This window comes from Acinetobacter tandoii, from assembly GCF_008867985.1.
Taxonomy (GTDB): domain Bacteria; phylum Pseudomonadota; class Gammaproteobacteria; order Pseudomonadales; family Moraxellaceae; genus Acinetobacter; species Acinetobacter tandoii.
Genome location: NZ_VXLD01000004.1, coordinates 52,361 through 73,808 on the forward strand (window position 1 = coordinate 52,361; position 21,448 = coordinate 73,808).

Consider the following 21,448-nt stretch of genomic DNA (forward strand, 5'->3'; position numbering starts at 1 on the left):
GAAGAGGAGCTATTGCTCCTCTTCTTTATTTAAATAAGTTGGCTTGATTATCTTTATCACTCACCAACACGTTTTCAATTTCATATAAAGGCCACTCAATTGCAAGTGTCGGATCATTCCAAATAATCGCGCCTTCACTTTCTTTATTGTAGTAGTTTGTGGTTTTGTACAAAAACTGCGTATTATCTTCCAACGCTAAAAAACCATGTGCAAAGCCTTCAGGAATCCAAAACATGGTTTTATTTTCTGCACTCAGCTCCACTCCAACCCATTGTCCATAGGTTGCTGAATCTGGACGAATATCCACTGCAACATCCCAAGCTCGCCCTTGCACTACACGGACTAATTTCCCTTGTCCATAGGGTGCATTTTGATAGTGTAAACCGCGTAATACCCCTTTTTGTGAAAGCGAATGATTGTCTTGCACAAAAGTCGGTACAGCTTGCTGCAATTGTTCTAAGGCTTGTGCAAAGTGTTGTTGATTAAAGCTTTCCATAAACCAACCACGATCATCTCCAAAAACATTGGGCTGAAGAATCAATAAGCCTTCAATTTTCGTGGTTTCAACCTGCATTTGCTTCTTCCCAAATCTTTTTCAGATACTGACCATATTCGGTTTTTTGTAATGCTGTCGCACTCTCTAAAAGTTGTTCAGAACTGATCCAACCTTGATGGAAACCAATTTCCTCTAAACAAGCAACCTTCAAAGACTGACGCTTTTCGATGGTATAAATGAAGTGACCCGCTTCAAGCAGCGACTCATGCGTCCCCGTATCTAACCATGCAAAACCGCGTCCCAACAACTCTACATTCAGTGAACCATCTTTAAGATAAGCATTATTAATATCTGTAATTTCAAGCTCACCACGGGCAGAAGGTTTTACTTGCTTAGCAAACTCAATAACACGGTTATCATAGAAATAAAGTCCTGTTACTGCGTAAGGAGATTTTGGCTTAAGCGGTTTTTCTTCAATACTTAGCACTTTACCCGTTGGGTCAAACTCAACCACGCCAAATCTTTCTGGGTCTGTGACATGATAACCAAAAACTGTTGCGCCCTGTTCTCTTGAGCCTGCAGCTTCTAATTGCTTACCGAAACTTTGACCATAATAAATATTGTCACCCAAGATTAAGCAAACATTATCTTTGCCAATAAATTCTTCACCAATCAGAAATGCCTGAGCAAGGCCATCTGGAGATGGCTGGATTTTATAACTCAGCTCAATACCAAATTGCGCACCATCACCTAATAATTTCTGATATTGCGGCAAATCTTCAGGTGTAGAAATTAATAAAATTTCACGGATACCTGCTAGCATTAACACTGAAAGCGGATAATAAACCATGGGTTTATCATAAATCGGTAAAAGTTGCTTTGACACACCTTTGGTAATTGGATGTAAACGGGTACCAGATCCGCCCGCTAAAATAATACCTTTACGTTTTAAGCTCATTGACTTAGTAGCTCCGCTAAAGTTCGTTTCACGCCTTCTTGCCATTGAGGTAGGACAAGCCCAAACGTGTTTTGTAATTTTGCATTATGCATTCGTGAATTATGAGGACGGATTGCAGGTGTTGGATAGGCCGATGTCGGAATCGGATTCACTTTTTCCACCTTCAATACTTCTCCCAAAGTATGTGCTTGCTGAAAAATAAAATTGGCATAACCAAACCAAGTCGTTTCACCGCTTGCAACCAAGTGATAAATTCCTGACTTTTGCCTATCAACCCAGACTTTAGGAATAATTTGTGCCGTAATGTCTGCAATTAACTCGGCTGAAGTCGGCGCACCAATTTGATCATCAATAATTGAGAGTTCTTCTCTTTGCTGAGCCAAATTGAGCATCGTTTTCAAAAAATTCTTGCCTTTTGTTGCGTAAACCCAAGAGGTTCTAAAAATCAGATAGGCACAACCACTTTCAAGAATCGCTTGCTCTCCCAAGGCTTTTGTTTTGCCATAAACATTCAATGGAGCAACAGAATCTGCTTCATCAAAAGGTTGGCTGCCTTCTCCTGAAAAAACATAATCTGTTGAATAATGCACAAATAAAATCTGCTCAGTCTGACAAAGCTCTGCAATCACTCGAACAGTTTGATGATTAATTAAATCTGCTAATTCTGGTTCCGACTCTGCTAAATCCACCGCTGTATAAGCAGATGCATTAACAACCACGTCAGGTTTAATTGCTATGATTGCCTCGCGAATCGCTTGCGGCTGTGACATATCACCAGAATAACCATTCAATCCATGACGGTCTAATGCAGTCACCTCTGCCAATGGAGCAAGTGCACGTTGCAGTTCCCAACCTACTTGCCCATTTTTCCCGAGTAATAATATTTTCATAACTAGCCTTGATACTGTGTGCTTAACCATGATTGGTATTCACCACTTTGCACGTGATTTACCCATTCAGTATTGCTTAAGTACCATTCAACTGTTTTTCTGAGGCCTGTTTCAAAAGATTCTTCAGGCACCCAGCCCAGTTCAACTTTTATTTTTGAAGCATCAATTGCATAACGCACATCATGACCAGGGCGATCTTTTACATAGGTGATCAAGTCCTGATAAGACTGAATACCTTCAGGTTTATTCGGTGCCAATTCTTCTAACAATTGACAAATGGCGTGGACAACATCAAGGTTGGCTTTTTCATTATGTCCGCCAATATTATAAGTCTCTCCAACTACACCCTGCGTCGCAACAACATACAATGCACGCGCATGGTCTTCCACAAAAAGCCAGTCACGAATTTGCTGACCGTTACCATAAACTGGTAATGCTTTACCTTGTAGTGCATTCAAAATCATTAATGGAATTAATTTTTCAGGGAAATGATATGGCCCATAATTATTCGAGCAATTCGTCACCACTACAGGCAGTCCATAAGTACGATTCCATGCGCGCACTAAATGGTCAGAACTTGCCTTACTGGCAGAATAAGGTGAACTCGGTGAGTATGACGTTGTTTCCGTAAATAAGTCTGTCGTACCTTCCAAATCCCCATAAACTTCATCTGTCGAAATGTGATGGAATCGAAATGTCGCTTTACCTTTTTCCGCTAGGCTACCCCAATAAGAACGACTTGCCTCTAATAACTGGTAGGTTCCAATAATATTGGTTTCAATAAAAGCAAAAGGACCAGAAATAGAACGGTCTACATGCGATTCTGCTGCTAAATGCATTACAACATCAGGCTGAAAATCTGAAAAGAGTTGGTCTAATGCAGCTCGGTCACAAATATCAGTTTGAGAAAAATGGTAGCGTGGATGATCAGCAACAGAAATTAAAGATTCTAAATTTCCCGCATAAGTTAATTTATCTACATTTAATACTTCATGTTCAGTATTTTGAATAATATGACGAACAACTGCCGACCCAATAAAACCAGCACCGCCAGTAACTAAGAATTTCATAATGAATTTTTTGACTCCACATTCTTAGTGGGAAATTTTATCATTGATTTAAACTTAAATTTACTGATTCATTTGCAAATATGCAGCAATATCGTAGTCATATTACAAAAGAAAACCAGTTTCCCCAAAAGTTAGTTCAATCTTTTTTCCAGTTCACTCGCCATCGCCTTGGAATGATTTTTAGGTTCAAGGAACTGTAGCGCTTGTTTAAACTGAAAGGAATTCGATAGATCATAACAAGTGATCCATTTTTGCTGTTCCAGAAATTGTAATTGTTGCTGAATCGCAGCATCATGCATTTTAGTCGCATCAGAAAACACGATTAATGGCTGACCTGACATAACAACTTCAGCCATCATCGAAGTTGAATCTGCACTCGATAAAACCCAATCTGCCGCCAAAATATAATCTTTAATATCACATTGTTGACCTTGTGCAACCCAAGTGATCTGATCAGTGGCCTGCAAAATATCATGTGCATAACACAACTCTGCCAAACTTTGTTCAAACTCAACTGATGTTCTTCGGGAAGTCGTCAACAAAAAACATGCCTCAGGATATTCACTACGGACTTTTTGAAGAACAGCCCCCCATTCCTCTACAGAACCAATACTAACAGTCTTGGTATCAGCACCAATCAACACTGTTATGACTTGAGCAGATGATGAAATACCTAATTTTGTTCTTGCCTGCATTTGAGTCGAAGACAAAGCACACATTTTATTTGGGGCAATCGGGTAATATAAATAATGTGCTAAATTCTCTTGTTCTGCTTGTATGGTAAACACAACATCAAAATAGTGATCTTTAATGCCACGCAAAGAACTTGCCACGATATTTTTTACAGCTTGTGTTTTGGAGAGTTCCAGTTGAAGTAATGCATTGGCCAAAAGTGTATTTCCACCAGCGGATACAATATAGGCAACTTTTTTCTGTTTGATATTGACCAGTTGCTCACGGGACAAAAACGCAGTCAACCATGCTGTGTTCGGACTGAATTTCATCAACCATTTCAGTATTCGATAGTGCCATTTACTAGGCAATTCAAGTTTGAGCCATTCTACTTGATAAGTTTGCTGTTGATTTAAAAGCTGTACAATTCCCTGTGTCTGGGTTTCATGACCTGCTTTGCCATCGGTAAGTGCAAGAATAATCGGCTGTTGGCTCATATTAAATCCCATTTATGACACAAGCAAAGATTGATAAATTTGTAAGGTATGTTCAATCATTTTCTGAAAAGTAAGCTGTTCTTGCGCCATTGCATACGCTGATGCGAAATCCATAAAAGGGGCTTCGACTTGTAAATAATGCTGAAGCAAGGTATTTAAAGCATTACTGCTCCCTGCCTCACATAAGAATTCCGCTGGAACAAATTCTGCCATCATTCCAACATCAGTACCCAATACAGGTCGATTCAATAATAGGCTTTCTGCCAAAGTATAAGGACCACCCTCACGCAATGAAGAAACAATTAATGCTTCATGTTCATTGATCAACGTATGAATATCTGAACGATAGCCTAGCAAAGAAACCCGATTAGACAATTGATACTGCTGAATCAGTTGTTCAAGCTTGCTCCGTTCCTCACCTTCTCCAACAATTGAAAGTGAATGTGGAATATATTTCCAAGCCTCTAATAACAGATCAAAACCTTTCACCGAATTCAAACGCCCAATCGCAATAAACTTTCGGTTTTTCTGAAAAGGTGTTGGCGATACAGTAATTTTAGTTCCGTTATAAATAACTGTAGTTTTATTCGGTTGGTTTAAAGTCTCTGCAACCGAACGACTCACGGCAATCATGTGATCAAATGCAAAATATGCCTGATTACTTTTCTTTTTGCCGTGAACAGTCACCACGCTTGGAAAACTAAACTGTTTGAGCATACCTTGTAACAGCTTCGCAGTTTTAGAAGCATGCGCATGTAAAATATCAGGCTGAGTTGCCAGAATGACTTTTTTTAGTTGATATTTTGTCCATGGATTATAGCGGCTACCACTCATATCAAAGACAACAAAATTGACCTTCTTAGACAATTGGCTTTGATATTTTTGATGTGCAATTAAAGAAACTTGGTGAAACTCTGCAAGCCCTTCAGCAAGTTCTAACACATGCTTTTCTAAACCACCTTCTTCATCACTGGCCATCACAAGCGTAATGTTCATGTTTAGCCCTCACGCTTGCCTAATTTAAGTCTTAACTTCACCGCAAAAAGTGAATCTTTCCCACTAATTTTAATACGTTGCAATTGCATAAAATCAGGTTGCTCGCCATCAATCCCTTCAATGGTCGTCGCCGCATTGTGATAACCAGCCTGTTTGGCCAACGCCACATCACGTGCAGAATAGATACCAAAAGGATAGGCAAAACTGGTCACTGGTTGTTGAATTAATTGTTCAAGCTGCTGTTTAGACTCGGTTAATTCTGCTAGACATTCAGCATCATTTAATTTATCTAAATTGGCATGGGTCATGGTATGCGAGCCAATTTCCACCAAACCACTATTCGCCAAGAACTTCACTTGTTCATCATTAAGCTTTGGCTCACGTGCCAATTCGCCACTGTTATGATGTGCTTTTTTATACGTCGACCAGTCCCGATCATGACGATCAACCACCACATAAATGGTGGCTTTGGCTTGATATTTTTCTAAAATTGGATACGCATTTTCCAAGTTATCCAAATAACCATCATCAAAAGTAATCGCTACGGTTTTTTCAGGGTGTTGCCCCCAATTCTGTTGTAATTCTTGCATCGTAACAAAATGAAAACCTTGTGCACTCATCCATGCCACTTGCTGCTCAAATTGTTTAGGTGTAACTCTTAGCTTATTAAATTTTGCCCCATCTATATGCTCTCGTACCATGTGATACATCAGCACACGTGGTCGTTTCCAATCTACTGCGGGTTTCCACCACGCAAACTTGTAACTAAACAGTACCACCATCACGAACAGAACAAGAAATAAGTAAATCACAGGCAACTTCTGCTTATTGAGCTAAAAGATATGTTGCCACACGCTCTGCTTCTTTAAAAGCATTTGGTTCAGGCAACTGAGCTAACAAGAGCGATTCCGAGATAATTCCTTTCCCTAATAATCCATCTACAGATGTCGTAATACGGTCCTGTTTGGTCCGATCCATGGCAATCACGCCAACTCTACAACCTGCAGTCAGTGCCTCATAAATCATCGAGACACTGTCTTCCGTGACCCAGACAGCTTCTGCCTGTTGCATTTCTTCAAAAATCCAACCTTGTGGCGTCTGTTCTACAGGGAAAAAGTGCACATGAGGTAAAAAAGGATATGTATTCAAGCGTTCAACAAACTGCTCAGGCGTTCGACGCGAAGTGGTAATAATGATTTCATTATTCGGATGTTGCTTCACAATGTGTTCAATCGAGGCAAAGACTTTATCCTCATTCCATTGATGACGTTTAGATGAACCACCCAATGCAATTAAAATCCGCTCTGATTGATGGCGCTGTTCATTCACAATCGGATTCAGTGCCCCTTGGGTCACAATCACCCGATCAGATGCTGGAATGCCATCATGTTCTGGAATCACACTGTAATTAAACCAAGCGAATGGATAATTCGGTTTCATTAAAATCACAGTTTTGGCTTGAGGATAAATTTTTCCAAGCAAAAAAACACGTAATTGGGTATGACTGCCCACACCAAAAATAAAATCAGGTGTGGTTTGGAGCTGTGGAATAGATCTACGAAAGAGTCCTACCAACAAAGGGAATATGGCCAAGTCATCGATCGAAATTTCTTCAAAGCTGACCGTTTCTGAAGATTGTCTTTGTATAGCTTTAAACAAGCCGAGTGCTTGTGAACGGTGTCCCGCCTTTCCATCACTAACATAGACAATATGCATAAACTTAAACCATGATAAAATTTCAATAAAAAAGGCGAAACCGAAGTCTCGCCTTTTGATCTTAACCGATCAACTTAGTTTACGTAAGTCAACCAGTGCGCATATTTGTCGTTACGACCTTGAACTGCATCAAAATAGGTTTTTTGAATTTCAGTTGTAATTGGACCACGTGCACCACAACCAATTTGACGGTCATCATATTCACGAATTGGCGTAACTTCAGCAGCAGTGCCTGTGAAGAAGGCTTCATCCGCAATATAGAATTCATCACGAGTAATACGACGTTCTACAACTTGGTAACCCAAGTCTTTGGCAATAGTCATCACAGTTTGACGTGTAATACCATCAAGCGCACCACCAGCGATATCTGGGGTATGTAACACACCATCTTTCACAAGGAATACATTTTCGCCAGAACCTTGGCAAACATAACCTTGAGGATCCATTAACATTGCTTCATCGTAACCAGAATGTGCAACTTCTTGGTGAGCAAGAATCGATAAAGTATAGTTACCCGAAGCTTTTGCTTTACACATCGTCACGTTTGGATGGTGATGCGTGAAAGAAGAAGTTTTTACGCGAATCCCTTTCGCCATAGCTTCTTCACCCAAATATGCACCCCAACCCCATGCTGCAACTGCTGCATGAATCGTGTTGTTCGTCGCTGCAATACCAAGTTTTTCAGAACCAATCCAGATTAACGGACGTAAATAGCAAGATGCTAATTTATTTTCACGAACCACATCAATTTGAGCTTGTTCTAGCGTCGCTTGATCAAATGGAACTTTCATTTGATAAATTTTTGCAGAATTAAGCAAACGCTTAGTGTGGTCTTGTAAACGGAAAATCGCTGTACCTTTTGGTGTCTCGTAAGCACGCACACCTTCAAAGACACCCATACTGTAGTGCAAAGTATGCGTTAAAACGTGAACTTTCGCTTCACGCCAATCAACCAATTGTCCATCTTGCCAAATAAAACCATCACGATCAGCCAAATTCATGGCACACACTCCAAATTTTTATATACTGTCATTTTTATCCAACATAGCCGTAGCAGTTGGATCTATTAATCTTTGCCATAACTTGCAAACGATCACGCGGGTATTGTGCCAATCCGCAGCATTGACTTGCATGGATTGATTCGCAAGCGCTAAACGGTGGCTCTCGGCTCGTTCACTGAGATAAGCTTGAATCAATGCTGTTGCATCGTTACTGGATAAGCAACCTGCTTTTGCAGCGTCTTCAAGGATTCGTACATTGTCGGAGTAGTGGGCGAGATCGGGATTCGACCCACTCCAGGCTAACACAGCATACTGTGCCATAAATTCAATATCAACGATACCACCTACATCCTGTTTTAAATGAAAAATTCCATCTTTTTGCTGTTCTTTAGAAGAACCTAAATGGTCTTTCATTTTCTGACGCATTTTGAGCACTTCTTCACGTACATTTGCCTCTTCTCTAGGCAAGGTTAAGATTCGGCAACGCAGTTGCTCGAACTTTTCCCGCAGTGTTTCTTCGCCTGCAATCGAACGTGCACGAACCAATGCCTGATGCTCCCATAACCAAGCATTTTTAAGTTGATACTGCTCAAAGGCTTTTAGACTGGTAACCAGAACACCAGCCTCACCCGAAGGGCGTAAACGTGTATCAATTTCATAGACTCGACCATCGAGGGTTTGTGTCGTCATCAATGAGATAAACTTTTGGGCCACCCGCATGGCAAATTCAAAGCCACTAATGGATTTCGGGCCATCTGTATCTGCTTGTTCATCCATATAATGAATAAACACCAAATCTAAATCCGAACCATAGCCCAACTCAATGCCGCCCACCTTACCATAGCCCACAACGGCAAAAGCCATATGGTCAATGGCACAGCGCTGCCCTTCAATATCGAGTGGAAAGCCATGTCTTTTCGCAACCATTTGATATGCCATGTTCAAGGTTGCATTCACCGATACTTCCGCAATATCGGTTAAGGCATCAGAGACTTTCATGAGTGGACTTTCAGCTAGAACATCGCTGGCTGCTACCGCCAAAACATTAGATTTTTTAAAGAGACGTAACACCCGCATCAGGTCTTCGACTTCATCGAGTTCAATGCGCAGCAATTGCTGACGTAATGAATCTTGTAAATCCTGACGGCGAGGCAATTCAAAATCCATCGATAAAAATTCATCTAGCAATACGGGATAATGCGTCAATTCTTCACAAATCCAGGGACTAACAGTCGCCATTTTGACTAAACGCTGTAGCGCACCCTTGCTCTCAATCAACATCACCAGATACACAGTACGGCGCATTACCGATTCGACCAAAGGCATTAAACGCAATAAGGCAGTTTGTGGTTTATCCGACTCTAAAATCGCTTCAATCAAATGTGGCCAGAACATTTTCAAACGCTGAACCGCTTTTGCAGGCAACTTTTTCAAAGCATTACCATACCAAAATTCATGCACCAAATTTTTAGCATCGTCATCCAATACGGCTTGTAAACGTTGTTCTAACTGACCAAAACTCTCGACCAATGGGTCAGGTTCTTTTTCTTTAATCAAATGCTCAAACTGATAAATGACTTTGGCACGCTTTTGATTGAGTACATCCAAAAATGCTTGCCAGTCAGCATAACCCAAAGTCTCTACCATACGTTGGCGTAACTCAGGCTCATGAGGTAAAGATTGTGTTTGTTGATCATTTAACGCTTGAATAGCATGTTCAACTCGACGTAAAAATAAATAGGCATCTTCCAGTTCAACTACAACTTGTGGATCAAGTAATCCGACTTCACCCAAATGATGCAGACTCACCAGACATTGACGATCTTGCAACTCGAGTTTTGAACCGCCATAAATTAATTGGAATACCTGTACGATAAATTCGACTTCACGAATCCCGCCTGCACCCAGTTTAATGTCATCTTCAATATTACGACGCGCCACTTCTCGTTCGATCATGGCTTTCATTTCGCGCATGGCTTCAAATGCAGTGTAATCAACGTAGCGTCGGAACACAAATGGACGCGTCATGGCAAGCAGCTCATCCCCTTCCTTGCCCCCCGTCACAATACGCGCTTTAATCCAAGCATAACGCTCCCATTCACGACCATGCTGACTCAAATATTTTTCCAAAGCTACATGGCTAATTGCGAGCGCAGATCCATCTCCCCACGGACGTAGACGCATATCCACACGGAACACAAAACCATCGGCAGTCATGTGATCCAGTAAATAAATCAGCTTTTGCCCCCAAAGAATACAAAACTGCTGGACCTCAATACATTTACGCCCATTGGTTTCGCCTTGCTCATCGAAGGCAAAAATCAGATCGATGTCACTCGATAGGTTTAACTCTTGTGCACCATGTTTTCCCATGGCAATCACGATCAAGTCTTGGACTTTACCGCTATAGCCTATTGGCTCGCCATGCTTGGCAACCAGAGGTTTACGTGCAAATTCTTTCGCTGCACAAACCATCGCATCCGCAAAATCGGATAGCTCGCGTGTTAAGGTCACAACATCGGTCAATTGGTTCGCATCTTGCCAAATCCAGCGAAACATCAAACGTGCCCGCAGAATTCGACTTAAGCGTAGCCATGTGGTTTCATCTTCTACATTGTCTAATTCTTGGTGAACGTGTAAAAAAATTTGCGAGGTGGTGAGTGAAGTCTGAAACTGATCAACGCCATAATCTTGTTCTAATAAGCTCTTATGAATTGCCAAAACCTGTTCTGCATATTGGCTCGCACACAACGTTTTCTGCAATTGTTCAGCGTTCATCAAGCGTTTTTCTCCTGCTTTAGCACATGCTTCATTCAATTTATTTTTCGACGATCGAAATTCATGACATCTTAATTTTCATCTGCAGATAATCATTCCAGTTTTCACCCAGATTCAAGCATGAAGGACACTTTGAATCAGTTAAGTTCTGACCAAATACTCAGCATATTTCGAAATATGCTGAGCCGATATTGGGCATAAGTCTGAATTCGACTTCATTTCGAGTGTACTCAATCAAATGCTGGGATACTACCGAATGCATGTCATTTTGAACGATTTTTTTTAGAACAATATGAATCATCTGGAAAAGATATGTGATTAAGACGAAGTTTCTTTTTTCTTTTGGTTTTGACTCAGGGCTAAATAAGATTCCGCTTGCGGCAAAGTCACTTTAAATAAAGTACCTTCCCCCTCTTTGGATTGGACTTGGATTTCGCCCTGATTAATTTCTACAAAACGTTTACACAGCACTAAACCAAGCCCCATGCCTTTTTCGCCATCCGTGCCTTTAAAACTGACCGTTAACCGTGGTTGAAATAGCTGTTCAATTTGTTGCGAAGTCATACCCAAACCTGTGTCTTGAATCGCAATCTCGACCCCTTTGTCTGTGACTTCAGCAGAAATCTTGACTATGCCAGAACCATCCATATGAGTAAACTTTAATGCATTAGAAACTAAATTCTGAATCACCGAAGTGACCATATTAATATCAGCAAAAACTTTAATTTCTTCGGGTACAGCATCAATCAATTGAATCTTTTTTTTAATGGCTAAGCCATTCAACACATTAAAAACAATTTTTGAAGCTTGTTTTAACTGGAAATTAATCGGATGGAAGACAAAACGCCCACCTTCAGCCATCGCCCAATTAAGCAAACTTTCCAATAAGCTATACGTAGATTGCGTCGTGTCATGTAAATAGTCGGCAATATTCTGAATACTATCTTCATCCAAACTGCCACGCTCTTGGGCTAACACTTCTGAAAATCCGAGCAAGCCATGAAATGGAGCACGTAAATCATGCGCAATAATTTGAAAAAACTTGGTTTTACTAAAATTTAATGCAGACTGCTGCTCATACATTTCTTTTAGTTCTGCATAATCGATTTTAAGTTCAATGTGCTTCATTAAACTAGCGAATAACTCTTGCACCATCTGGATTTGATCTTGCGAAAATACTTGAGTTTGAGGGCCAAACAAAGCCACATGGCCAACCGAATCACCTTGGCTGTTTTGTAAATTCAAAATAACTAAACGGGGTTGTGATACTAAGCCTAAAGTCGAAATCACTGTTAAAAATTTTGAATAATCAGGATGTCGCTCATCGATATACGCATGTCTAACCAAATTTGGAAACAATGAAGGGCTGGTATAAGCTTTTAAACCTGACTGCATTGACACCCACGCATAAGGCTCATTATTAAATTGTAAAACAGCATAATCTACTGCCAACAATTGCCTCGCCAATCTGAGATAAGTCGCAATCTGATTCTGTGATGAGGTAATCCCCAACAGCAATGAAAGTCTACAAGCACTTAACTGCTCGGTTTCTGAGCCAATTTCTAAGAGTTGTATGTTCATAATTGCCTCGGAAAAATCAAACATTGCGAAGGTAGATTGTACAGATTGGGCTAAACCTTTAATTAAGAACCGATTTTTTAATTATGATACAAAAAATTAAAATATATTTACAAAAACAATATAATACTTAATCTCTGAATTGACCAGTCATACGCGTATTAAACGCATAGATAAATTTCATCAAAACTAGATTTTTATCTCGTTTCTCTATACATTGTCCTATGTAAAACAAGTTTTATTCAGACTGACTTTCAATCCAATATCGTCACTCGACAGCATTTAGCATATACGACATTTTCAACAGCACCTGACCCATATTGTGATGACCTCTCTGCAAAGGCTACTTTCAAAACTCAATCTAGATTTGAGAAAGTTAATTCTTTTTCTTGCGATGTTTAGTGTATTTAGCCTATTCGTGATTTCATTGGCAGTCAGCTATTACATTCAGCGTCAACAACTGATTGAAAATTCATTATCTGTTAATTTTGATTATGCTTCAAAAATTGCGCAAGGAACGGATTTACAATTTAAAAGTCTAGTTAAGCAACTGGCATATAGTGCAGAAATTTTGGGGCATTCTTTTGATGACCCTGCCGCTCTACAAAATGAAGTCAATCGTCTACGTTATCAATCAGATTTTTTTGATAGTGTCGTGGTGATTAATAAAGAAGGACGTTTTGTCAGCTATGCCCCTGAACAATTGGCATTTAATAAACAGCAAGTCAATAAAACCTATGGCATTCAACTGTCATTAGAAAAAAAAGCTCCTGTTATCACACATCCTTACTATTCCATTCGACATAATTTAATTGTCTTTATCTCCCAACCGATTTTTGACCAAAACCACCAATATCTCGGTTTTATTGGCGGAGCGTTGTATTTAAAGAAAAATAATTTAATCCGAGAGTTACTCAGTATCAAATATAATTATCAAAACAGTTATATGTATGTGCTTGATCAATACAATCGCATTATTTTTCATCCTGATGCTAAACGTATTGGTGAAACAGTCACGCACAACTCAGGGCTTGCTCAAATTCAAGCAACCAAGTATGGAAAAATTGAATTGATAAATAGTCAAGGGCGAGAAAATCTCGCGGGTTTTGCCTATGTACCTTCCACCAAATGGATCATCATTTCTCAGCAGCCCACAGCAGTATTATTAGAACAAGCCACCAGTATTGTTTATAAAACTTTATTCGGTATGTCGATCTTTTATCTGGTTATTTTCTTTATCGTCTGGCGTATTGCTTATCTTATTTCCAACCCACTAGAACAACTGGCAAAAATGGCCAGTGTATTGAATACTCCAGATATCGATCAAAGAATCAAAAGCATTGAACCTTGGTATTTTGAAGTTTTAAAATTCCGCCTCTCTTTACTACTAAGTGCTCAAAACTTTAAAAAGAGGATTAATGAGCTAAATTACCACGTCAACACTGACCCACTGACAGGCTTTTATAACCGTCGAGGTATGGATGTATTTACCCAAGAATTGATTAATGCCAAAACCCAGTTTTGTGTGATTGCCATTGATATTGATCATTTCAAACAAGTCAATGATACCTATGGGCATGACAAGGGTGATGTGGTTTTACAAAAAGTGGCTGAACTGATTCAGGCCAACTTCCGTGATAATGATGTGTGCTGTCGTTTTGGTGGCGAGGAATTTATTGTTCTAACACCTAGTACTGATTTAAATATTGGTTATAAATTAGCAGAACGCCTAAGACTCAAATTAGAATCAACTTTAATTGAAGGCATTGGTCCTATCACTGTTTCGATTGGTCTTGCACATTGGCCCAACTCTTCCATACATATTAAAGCGGTAATGAAACTGGCCGATGAAAACCTCTATCAAGCCAAAGCTGATGGACGCAACCGTATCTGTATGTGACTAAAGGTACTTTAAAATTTAATCCTGCCCAAGGAACCATCTTGTACAATCAAAAATCCGACCAATACATCAACGTACTTTAGTTTAATAGTTAAAAACGTTCGAGTTGCTCAACTTCCATTGGCATAGCAAGTAAATAGCCTTGTAGCTGTTGGCAACCTAAACGCGATAGAATTTCAGCTTGTGAGGCACATTCCACCCCTTCAGCGGTCACCACCAAACCGAGTTTAATCGCAAGTTGAATAATACTTTCTAAAATCATTTCTTCTTTAGAATCAACTTCTAAATCGTAAATAAACTCACGATCAATTTTCAGCTCATCTACAGGAAGATTTTTTAAATACAGAAAACTTGAATGTCCTGTACCAAAATCATCAATTGCCAACTTAATGCCCATTTGGCGCAAACGCTCGAAACTCAAAATACTAGACTCAATGTGATGCATAGCCGTCGTTTCTGTAATTTCAATCATCAAATGGCTTGGATCAATTTGATATTTTTCAAATAACTGCTCAAGGTTGGTGAATAAATGCTTGTGCTCAAATTGCACGGCAGATAGGTTTACAGCAACAGGGAAAAATGGGGCATTATTTTTTTCCCAAATTTGAATCTGACGGCAAGCTTGCTCAAGCACCCAATAGCCCAATTCAATAATGAGTCCCGTCTTTTCCGCGCCACGAATAAACATATTCGGGGTTAATAACCCCAAACTAGGATGCTGCCAACGAATTAATGCTTCCACGCCACAAATTTGATGATCACGTGTAGTAAATTTAGGTTGGTAAAATAAGATAAATTGCTGCTCTTCTACAGCCTTATATAAATCATTGATTAATTTGGTTAAACTTTTAGTTTCTTGCTGATCTACTGTGTAGTTAAATACTGAATAGGTGTTGCGTCCCTGATATTTCGAGGAAAGCATTGCCGCATCGGCATTGATTAATAAATCTTGAAGATTATTGCCATGTTCCGGGAACATCGCGATACCGACACTTGCCGAGATATTAATTTCCTTCCCTGCAATCAAAAAGCTATTTTGAATTTGTTCAAGTGCAATATTTGCCATACGCTCGGCTTGTTCCAAACTTGCATCTTCAATCACCATCAAGAACTCATCACCACCAATACGGAGTAATTTTTGGTGTTCATTCAATTGGGCGTGAATACGGCTTGAAAGCTGTACCAACAATTGGTCGCCAACGTGATGACCAAAGACATCATTCACCCCTTTAAAACGATCTAAATCAATAAAAAGAAAAGCAATTTTTTGGTCATTGTAACGGTGATTGGTAAATAGAAAATGTGCATATTCAGCTAAATACAACCGATTCGGCAGCTTAGTCAGATTATCTCTAACCGCTTGTTTCGCCAACTCTTGATTTGCAATATATAATTGTAAGTTGCGCTCTTCTAAGCGTTGCTCTAGCATCGCCACAAAAAATGCAGCAATAAAAATCAGGGAAGTCACCAATAATACGGTAAATAAAATGAGACTATAACCTGATTGATTTAAGTTGATTAGATCGGTCGGATGTTTCACAAACTTGGTTGCTGCCATACCACTAAAATGCATACCCACAATTGTGGTTGACAGCAATAATGCAATACCCAGTTTTAACCAGAATTTATATTTAATTGCCGCTTTATATTTAAAGGTTAACCAGAATGTTAAACCCGAACCACAAATTGCAAAAATAATCGAGAACACCACCAACATGACGTCGTATTGAATATGATAAGACGGTAATTCCAGTGCAAGCATCCCTGTATAGTGCATACCAGAGATTCCTAATCCCATCAACACCGCCCCCATAATGAGACGTGCAAATGACAAAGTTGGACGTGTAATTAACCAAATAGCAAATGTGGATGCAGTAAATGCGATTAAATATGAAGTTAGAGTTAGCCAAAAATCTATGCTAAATGATTCTGGAAAATGGCAAGCGAAAATAGCAATAAAATGCATACACCAAATGGCAACCCCAAGCACCAACCCACTGGTCACCAAAATTACCTTGTGAAGCTTCTGCTGCGGCCCATGAAATAACAATTGTTCGAGTGACACGACCATTAAACATGCCAACAAAGCAAATAAAATAGAACCTATAACTAGGCTTAAATCATAATGTATATGAACCATATAAAGCTTCCGTTTAGGTCATCTTTTTTTTATCAATACATTCAAAGTCGAGCTCTCAAGCGATAAAAAACGTAAAGTTTTTTCAAATTTTATAATCTTGTTTAGAATCTAATACTCTGTCGTTTTGGTCAAGTGTTTATTCTGTATTATTTTTAAAAAAAGCGTGCCACAATTAACCGTTATCCATTTATTTTTTATGCCTTTTTTATACTTAAAATACAATAAAGCCAGCCCAATTGGACTGGCTTTAAATCTGATCTGTGCTGCTAAAGAATTAGGACTTCACTTTCTGGATTTTCGCATAGTCAAGTAATACATTCGCAGCTTCGGTCACAAATGCTTCCTCTTCAGGCAATGCAGGACGTTGTGTTGCTTTCATTTTAGCACGAGACTCCGCTAATGCATCTAGAGATGCTTGATAGCTCTCCCAATTTGCATATGGCTTTTGACCTGTTGCCTGACGACGCTGATTTTCTGCATGTAAAGTTTCTTGCTCTAGTGCAATCAACTCAGCCTTACGTTGTTCAATGTCCAACACGATACGTTTTTGCTCATCCGACTTTTTCGCAATCGCTTTACGCTGTTCCAAATATTTGAACTGTGGCTCGACACTCACGCGTTGTTCAGAAGCTTGATCAAGTTGTTGTACATAAGGTTTAACCGAACCTTCACGCTTGAATGGTGCTGTTGGAATTGTATCCCATTTCAAGGCATTCTTCGCTTTACGCTCACCAAACTCTTCGTTATAAATATCCACCAACGTTACATCTGGAATGACACCTTTGTTTTGTGTGCTCCCACCTGTAACACGGTAGAACTTACGTTGAGTCAAGGTCGCCTGCCCATAAGCCAAACTGTCCAGTTGAACTTGCGCAGTTCCCTTACCTGTGGTGGTGCTACCAATCACAATGCCACGTTCATAATCTTGAATCGCAGCAGAGTAAATTTCACTCGCCGAAGCAGAAGCCAAATTAACTAATACTGCCAGTGGACCAGCATAGGTTTGCGCGCCACCATCATCATCTTCAAACACGCTTACATTGCCATTGCCATCACGAATTTGTACCACTGGACCCGACTTAATCACCTGCCCTAACATACGTGCTACTTCTTCTAAAGAACCACCTGGGTTATTACGCAAATCAATAATGATACCTTCTACATTTTTCGTTTGTAGGTCTTTCAGGGCATTATTGGTATCTTCAGACACTGAACGATATTCGTTGCCTGCACGACGTGCGCGATAATTCAAATAGAAAGACGGAATTTCAATGACACCCATACGGTGCACTTTGCCATCACGTTTCACTTCGACCACGCGTGAACGCACCCCTGCATCTTCTTCCTGAATCACATCACGTACAATCGTCACATTGCGTGCTTGGCTCATTGAAGCACCTGTTGCCAACAAGCGTACAGTTACTTTGGTTCCACGTTTACCACGAATCAATCCCACAATTTCATTGCTTGGCCAACCCACAACATCTATCATTTTTTCGCCATCTTGTGCCACACCAATAATGCGGTCACCCGACTTCACTTGTCCTGTTTTGCTTGCAGGCCCACCATCTACAATAGTTTCAATCTTGGTATAGTCTTCATTACCACGTTCTGGACGAATAGATACCCCAATCCCTTCCAACTGCAAAGTCGTTTGACGGTTCAATTCCATCGCATCGACAGGTGGGAAATAGTTGCTGTGCGGATCATAGGTCAGCATCATTGCATTTAAGGTTTTATCTAGAACATCATCACTTTTGGTACGGCTAATTCGTTCCAATTGACGGGTATAGCGTTTGGTCAACGTCTGAACAGGTGTTAAATCTTCTGGGCTGGTTAAATCCTGCCCATTGGCAAGTTCAGGATTATCTTTTAACACTTTTTGCTTAGCCAGTTCTTCTTGTTTGCTGATGGTCAAATTGATGAGTTGTGACACCAGCATTTTGTGCCAATAAGTACGCTGCTCTTGAGTATTTTTAAAATAAGCCGCTTTTTCACGATCAACATCGATGTAGACATTTGGCTGATTCAAGTTTTGCGGTTTTTTCAGCTCTGCCAACATAAACTCATAAAACTGTGCCAAACGCTCACGATATTGGGCATGAATCGCATAGGGACCCGTTAAATCCCCCGCTTTTAATGCCGCACCAAAGGTCGCACCATATTGCTTTTTGTACTGCTCGACTTCTGAGTTCAGGAAAATCGTATGGTCTGGATCTAAGCTGTCCAGATAAAAATCGAGAATGCGGTTCGAAGTATCTGCATCCAAACGCATATTTAAATAATGTTGACGGTCAACTAAGGTTGCCAATTGTCGTGAAACCAGCGCTTGTTCTTTTGTTGGCACGACAGATTTTGAGACTACAGCGGTATCGTTGGCTGCAATTGCTTGATTGATTGCGTGTGTGAAAAACAAACCACCAGTCGCAATGGCAACTGCACAAGCTATTGTTTGAAGTTTCATAAATAATTTGTACTTCCTTGGTTTTTGACCAAAATTACTGCTTCGTTATTCAACATGAATGGTGCAGATTCAACATCTTAAACAACTAAATATGTTTATGTCGTGTAGTTTTATCATAATCTATGCTGACAAAATGTAGCAAATCATTGCAAAATTCGGGTATTGTTTCGCGGAAGCTGATCCCTTCAGCCTCTTTATTTAAATAATTCAAACACGGACACCGATATGATTGGCGCATTGATGCTAGACATCGCTGGCACAGAACTTACCCAAGAAGATATTGAACTATTGCAAGCTCCGCAAGTCGGTGGCGTTATTTTATTTGCACGAAATATTCAGTCCCCACAACAAGTCCGTGCACTGACCGATCATATGCGTCAAATTCGTCCTGAAATTTTAATTGCGGTCGATCAGGAAGGCGGTCGTGTACAACGTTTAAAACAAGGCTTTACCCTACTTCCTGCAATGGGCCGCTTTGGTGAGTTATACCAGACTAATGCTGAGCAGGCATTAGACCTTGCTGAACAATGCGGCTGGCTCATGGCAACTGAGGTTTTGGCTGTTGGGATTGATTTTAGCTTTGCACCTGTACTCGACTTAAACGACATTAGCGATGTGATTGGTGACCGTGGTTTTGCCAAGAACATGCAAGACATTGTGCCACTTGCCAGTGCTTTTCTGAAAGGGATGAAACGTGCAGGCATGGCATCAACAGGCAAACACTTTCCTGGGCATGGCTCAGTGAAGGCAGACTCACATGTCGCGGCGGCAATTGACTCACGTCCCTATGCCGAAATCTTTGCTAAAGACATGCAAAGTTTTATTCAACTGATGCCGCAACTCGATGCCCTTATGCCTGCTCATGTAATTTATGATCAGGTCGATCCGAACCCAGCAGGCTTCTCTGAGTTCTGGATTCAAAACATTCTTCGCCAAGAGTTAAAGTTTGATGGCGTACTGTTCTCTGACGACTTAAGCATGCAAGCGGCCTGTGTTGCGGGCGGTGCCGATGCTCGCATTCAAGCTGCACTGAAAGCAGGCTGTGATATGGGGCTGGTATGTAATGATCGTGCTGCACAATGTATTGCTTTGGCAGGCATGACTGAACTGCCTCTACCAAATCAGCAACGTTTAGAACGTATGCGCGGGAAAATCCCGAATATTCAAATTGGTGAAACTTTAGCGCTGGGTGCTGAATGGCAACGTGTCAGAGACAACATTACCGCCTTTAGAAATGCTAACTAACTATTCGACGGAAGGAGCACCACAAAGTGCTCCTTTTTCATTATGATGTAAGCACTTTCAGCAACTATTGCTGTACTAAAATCAAAACAAAAAAGTAGGTCAGGAAGACATGTCAGAAGGACTTTCACAACATCGCCATATCTCTTTTACAGCCCATTACACAGGTTATATTTGGTATCAAATGGGGATTTCAAATGCAGTTTTTGCCACTGCCAAAGGTAAATTTTTAGCAAAACTGGTGCATCCATTAGAGTCTTGGGCAGAACGCTATGTAGGGGGGAGTATGCGCAGCACCTTAAAGCAACGCCACCGCATGATTGATGAACATCTTTATCAATTGATTGCCCAGCACCCGCAACTACAAGTCTTAGAAATTGCATGTGGGCTTTCACCGCGCGGTTGGAGTTTCCGTCGCAAGTTTCCTAATTTGGTCTATCGAGAATTAGACTTACCCGAAATGGCACACGTCAAAACTCAAGCACTGCAACAACTTGAATCCAATAGCCCTCAGGTACTAAGTGCTGATATTTTTAGCGATGAATTTTCCCAGGTTTTTCAAAAATTTGACACGCGCTTTCCACTGGTAGTCATTAGTGAAGGGCTGATTAACTATTTTGATAAAACCTCATTGGCACAATTATTCCAAGCCATCAGCAACAACGGGAAGCATTTTCCCGAAATCCACTATCTCAGCGATATTTATCCTGAACCCGTCAAAAATAAATTAGCACATATCATTTGGAGCAGCAGCAAACTGTTAAAAATGATGTCTCGTAGTGCCTTTAGTTTTCACTTTACTCAACCAAATGAGCTTCAGATTTTTTTGCAAGATGCGGGTTTTCAAACATCATCTGTCATTCAACCCAAACTCTATTTCCAAGTGCAAACAGATGAAACCACATCGGAAGAACATCTTGGCGATCTGGTCTGGATGCTACACGCCACAAGTAAACCCCGTACCTTACATCCCGATTTAAAACATTAAAACAAAAGGGGGAGCTGTTTATAGCTCCCCCTTTCATTGATCCTTGATTGCAAATTTAGGGT

16 protein-coding genes are annotated in these 21,448 nt (G+C 40.3%); 3 read left to right on the forward strand and 13 right to left on the reverse strand.

Annotated elements, in window-relative coordinates:
• Positions 1-25 precede the first annotated feature (25 nt).
• From rfbC to F4W09_RS07860, 11 genes are all read right to left on the reverse strand, one after another.
• Positions 26-574 carry a dTDP-4-dehydrorhamnose 3,5-epimerase gene (gene rfbC, locus F4W09_RS07810; protein WP_044738711.1) on the reverse strand — a complete coding sequence of 183 codons (549 nt, stop codon included), beginning with the start codon at positions 572-574 and terminating at the stop codon, positions 26-28.
• Complete coding sequence (rfbA, locus tag F4W09_RS07815) at positions 564-1,454, reverse strand: glucose-1-phosphate thymidylyltransferase RfbA (RefSeq protein ID WP_151504503.1); 891 nt, start codon at positions 1,452-1,454, stop codon at positions 564-566. The genes rfbC and rfbA overlap by 11 nt, the downstream gene beginning before the upstream one ends.
• Positions 1,451-2,344 carry a dTDP-4-dehydrorhamnose reductase gene (rfbD, locus tag F4W09_RS07820; protein WP_244948557.1) on the reverse strand — a complete coding sequence of 298 codons (894 nt, stop codon included), beginning with the start codon at positions 2,342-2,344 and terminating at the stop codon, positions 1,451-1,453. The genes rfbA and rfbD overlap by 4 nt, the downstream gene beginning before the upstream one ends.
• A 2-nt stretch (positions 2,345-2,346) precedes the next feature.
• Entirely contained in the window at positions 2,347-3,414 is a 1,068-nt protein-coding gene (rfbB, locus tag F4W09_RS07825; protein ID WP_151504505.1) for a dTDP-glucose 4,6-dehydratase, read from the reverse strand.
• Between the two features lie 131 nt (positions 3,415-3,545).
• The gene (locus F4W09_RS07830) at positions 3,546-4,583 is read right to left on the reverse strand and encodes an ELM1/GtrOC1 family putative glycosyltransferase (protein ID WP_151504506.1); all 1,038 of its coding nucleotides are present in this window, start codon (positions 4,581-4,583) and stop codon (positions 3,546-3,548) included.
• Positions 4,584-4,595: 12 nt separating this feature from the next.
• Complete coding sequence (locus F4W09_RS07835) at positions 4,596-5,579, reverse strand: glycosyltransferase (protein ID WP_016168205.1); 984 nt, start codon at positions 5,577-5,579, stop codon at positions 4,596-4,598.
• 2 nt (positions 5,580-5,581) lie between these two features.
• Positions 5,582-6,361 carry a polysaccharide deacetylase family protein gene (locus tag F4W09_RS07840; protein WP_418655086.1) on the reverse strand — a complete coding sequence of 260 codons (780 nt, stop codon included), beginning with the start codon at positions 6,359-6,361 and terminating at the stop codon, positions 5,582-5,584.
• Between the two features lie 43 nt (positions 6,362-6,404).
• Positions 6,405-7,295: a mitochondrial fission ELM1 family protein gene (locus tag F4W09_RS07845; protein ID WP_151504508.1), complete on the reverse strand. Its 891-nt coding sequence runs from the start codon at positions 7,293-7,295 to the stop codon at positions 6,405-6,407.
• A gap of 74 nt (positions 7,296-7,369) precedes the next feature.
• Positions 7,370-8,296 carry a branched-chain amino acid transaminase gene (locus tag F4W09_RS07850; RefSeq protein WP_016168208.1) on the reverse strand — a complete coding sequence of 309 codons (927 nt, stop codon included), beginning with the start codon at positions 8,294-8,296 and terminating at the stop codon, positions 7,370-7,372.
• Positions 8,297-8,314: 18 nt separating this feature from the next.
• A complete protein-coding gene (glnE, locus tag F4W09_RS07855; RefSeq protein WP_272482704.1) occupies positions 8,315-11,113 on the reverse strand; it encodes a bifunctional [glutamate--ammonia ligase]-adenylyl-L-tyrosine phosphorylase/[glutamate--ammonia-ligase] adenylyltransferase in 2,799 nt (932 codons plus the stop codon).
• Between the two features lie 279 nt (positions 11,114-11,392).
• Entirely contained in the window at positions 11,393-12,655 is a 1,263-nt protein-coding gene (locus F4W09_RS07860) for a sensor histidine kinase (protein WP_151504509.1), read from the reverse strand.
• A gap of 322 nt (positions 12,656-12,977) precedes the next feature.
• Here F4W09_RS07860 and F4W09_RS07865 point away from each other — a divergent pair, with 322 nt between their 5' ends.
• Positions 12,978-14,552 (forward strand): sensor domain-containing diguanylate cyclase, encoded by a 1,575-nt coding sequence (locus tag F4W09_RS07865; RefSeq protein ID WP_151504576.1) that lies wholly within the window; start codon positions 12,978-12,980, stop codon positions 14,550-14,552.
• A 91-nt stretch (positions 14,553-14,643) separates the two neighbouring features.
• Here F4W09_RS07865 and F4W09_RS07870 read toward each other — a convergent pair whose 3' ends face one another.
• Positions 14,644-16,692: a bifunctional diguanylate cyclase/phosphodiesterase gene (locus tag F4W09_RS07870; protein WP_151504510.1), complete on the reverse strand. Its 2,049-nt coding sequence runs from the start codon at positions 16,690-16,692 to the stop codon at positions 14,644-14,646.
• A 274-nt stretch (positions 16,693-16,966) separates the two neighbouring features.
• Positions 16,967-19,156, reverse strand: coding sequence for a carboxy terminal-processing peptidase (locus tag F4W09_RS07875; protein ID WP_044738700.1), 2,190 nt, complete (start codon positions 19,154-19,156; stop codon positions 16,967-16,969).
• A 225-nt stretch (positions 19,157-19,381) separates the two neighbouring features.
• Here F4W09_RS07875 and nagZ point away from each other — a divergent pair, with 225 nt between their 5' ends.
• Together nagZ and F4W09_RS07885 are read left to right on the forward strand one after the other, a co-directional pair.
• Entirely contained in the window at positions 19,382-20,401 is a 1,020-nt protein-coding gene (gene nagZ, locus F4W09_RS07880) for a beta-N-acetylhexosaminidase (RefSeq protein ID WP_016168214.1), read from the forward strand.
• A 109-nt stretch (positions 20,402-20,510) separates the two neighbouring features.
• Positions 20,511-21,386, forward strand: a complete 876-nt coding sequence (locus F4W09_RS07885) for a class I SAM-dependent methyltransferase (protein ID WP_151504511.1) — start codon at positions 20,511-20,513, stop codon at positions 21,384-21,386.
• The last annotated feature ends 62 nt before the right edge of the window (positions 21,387-21,448 follow it).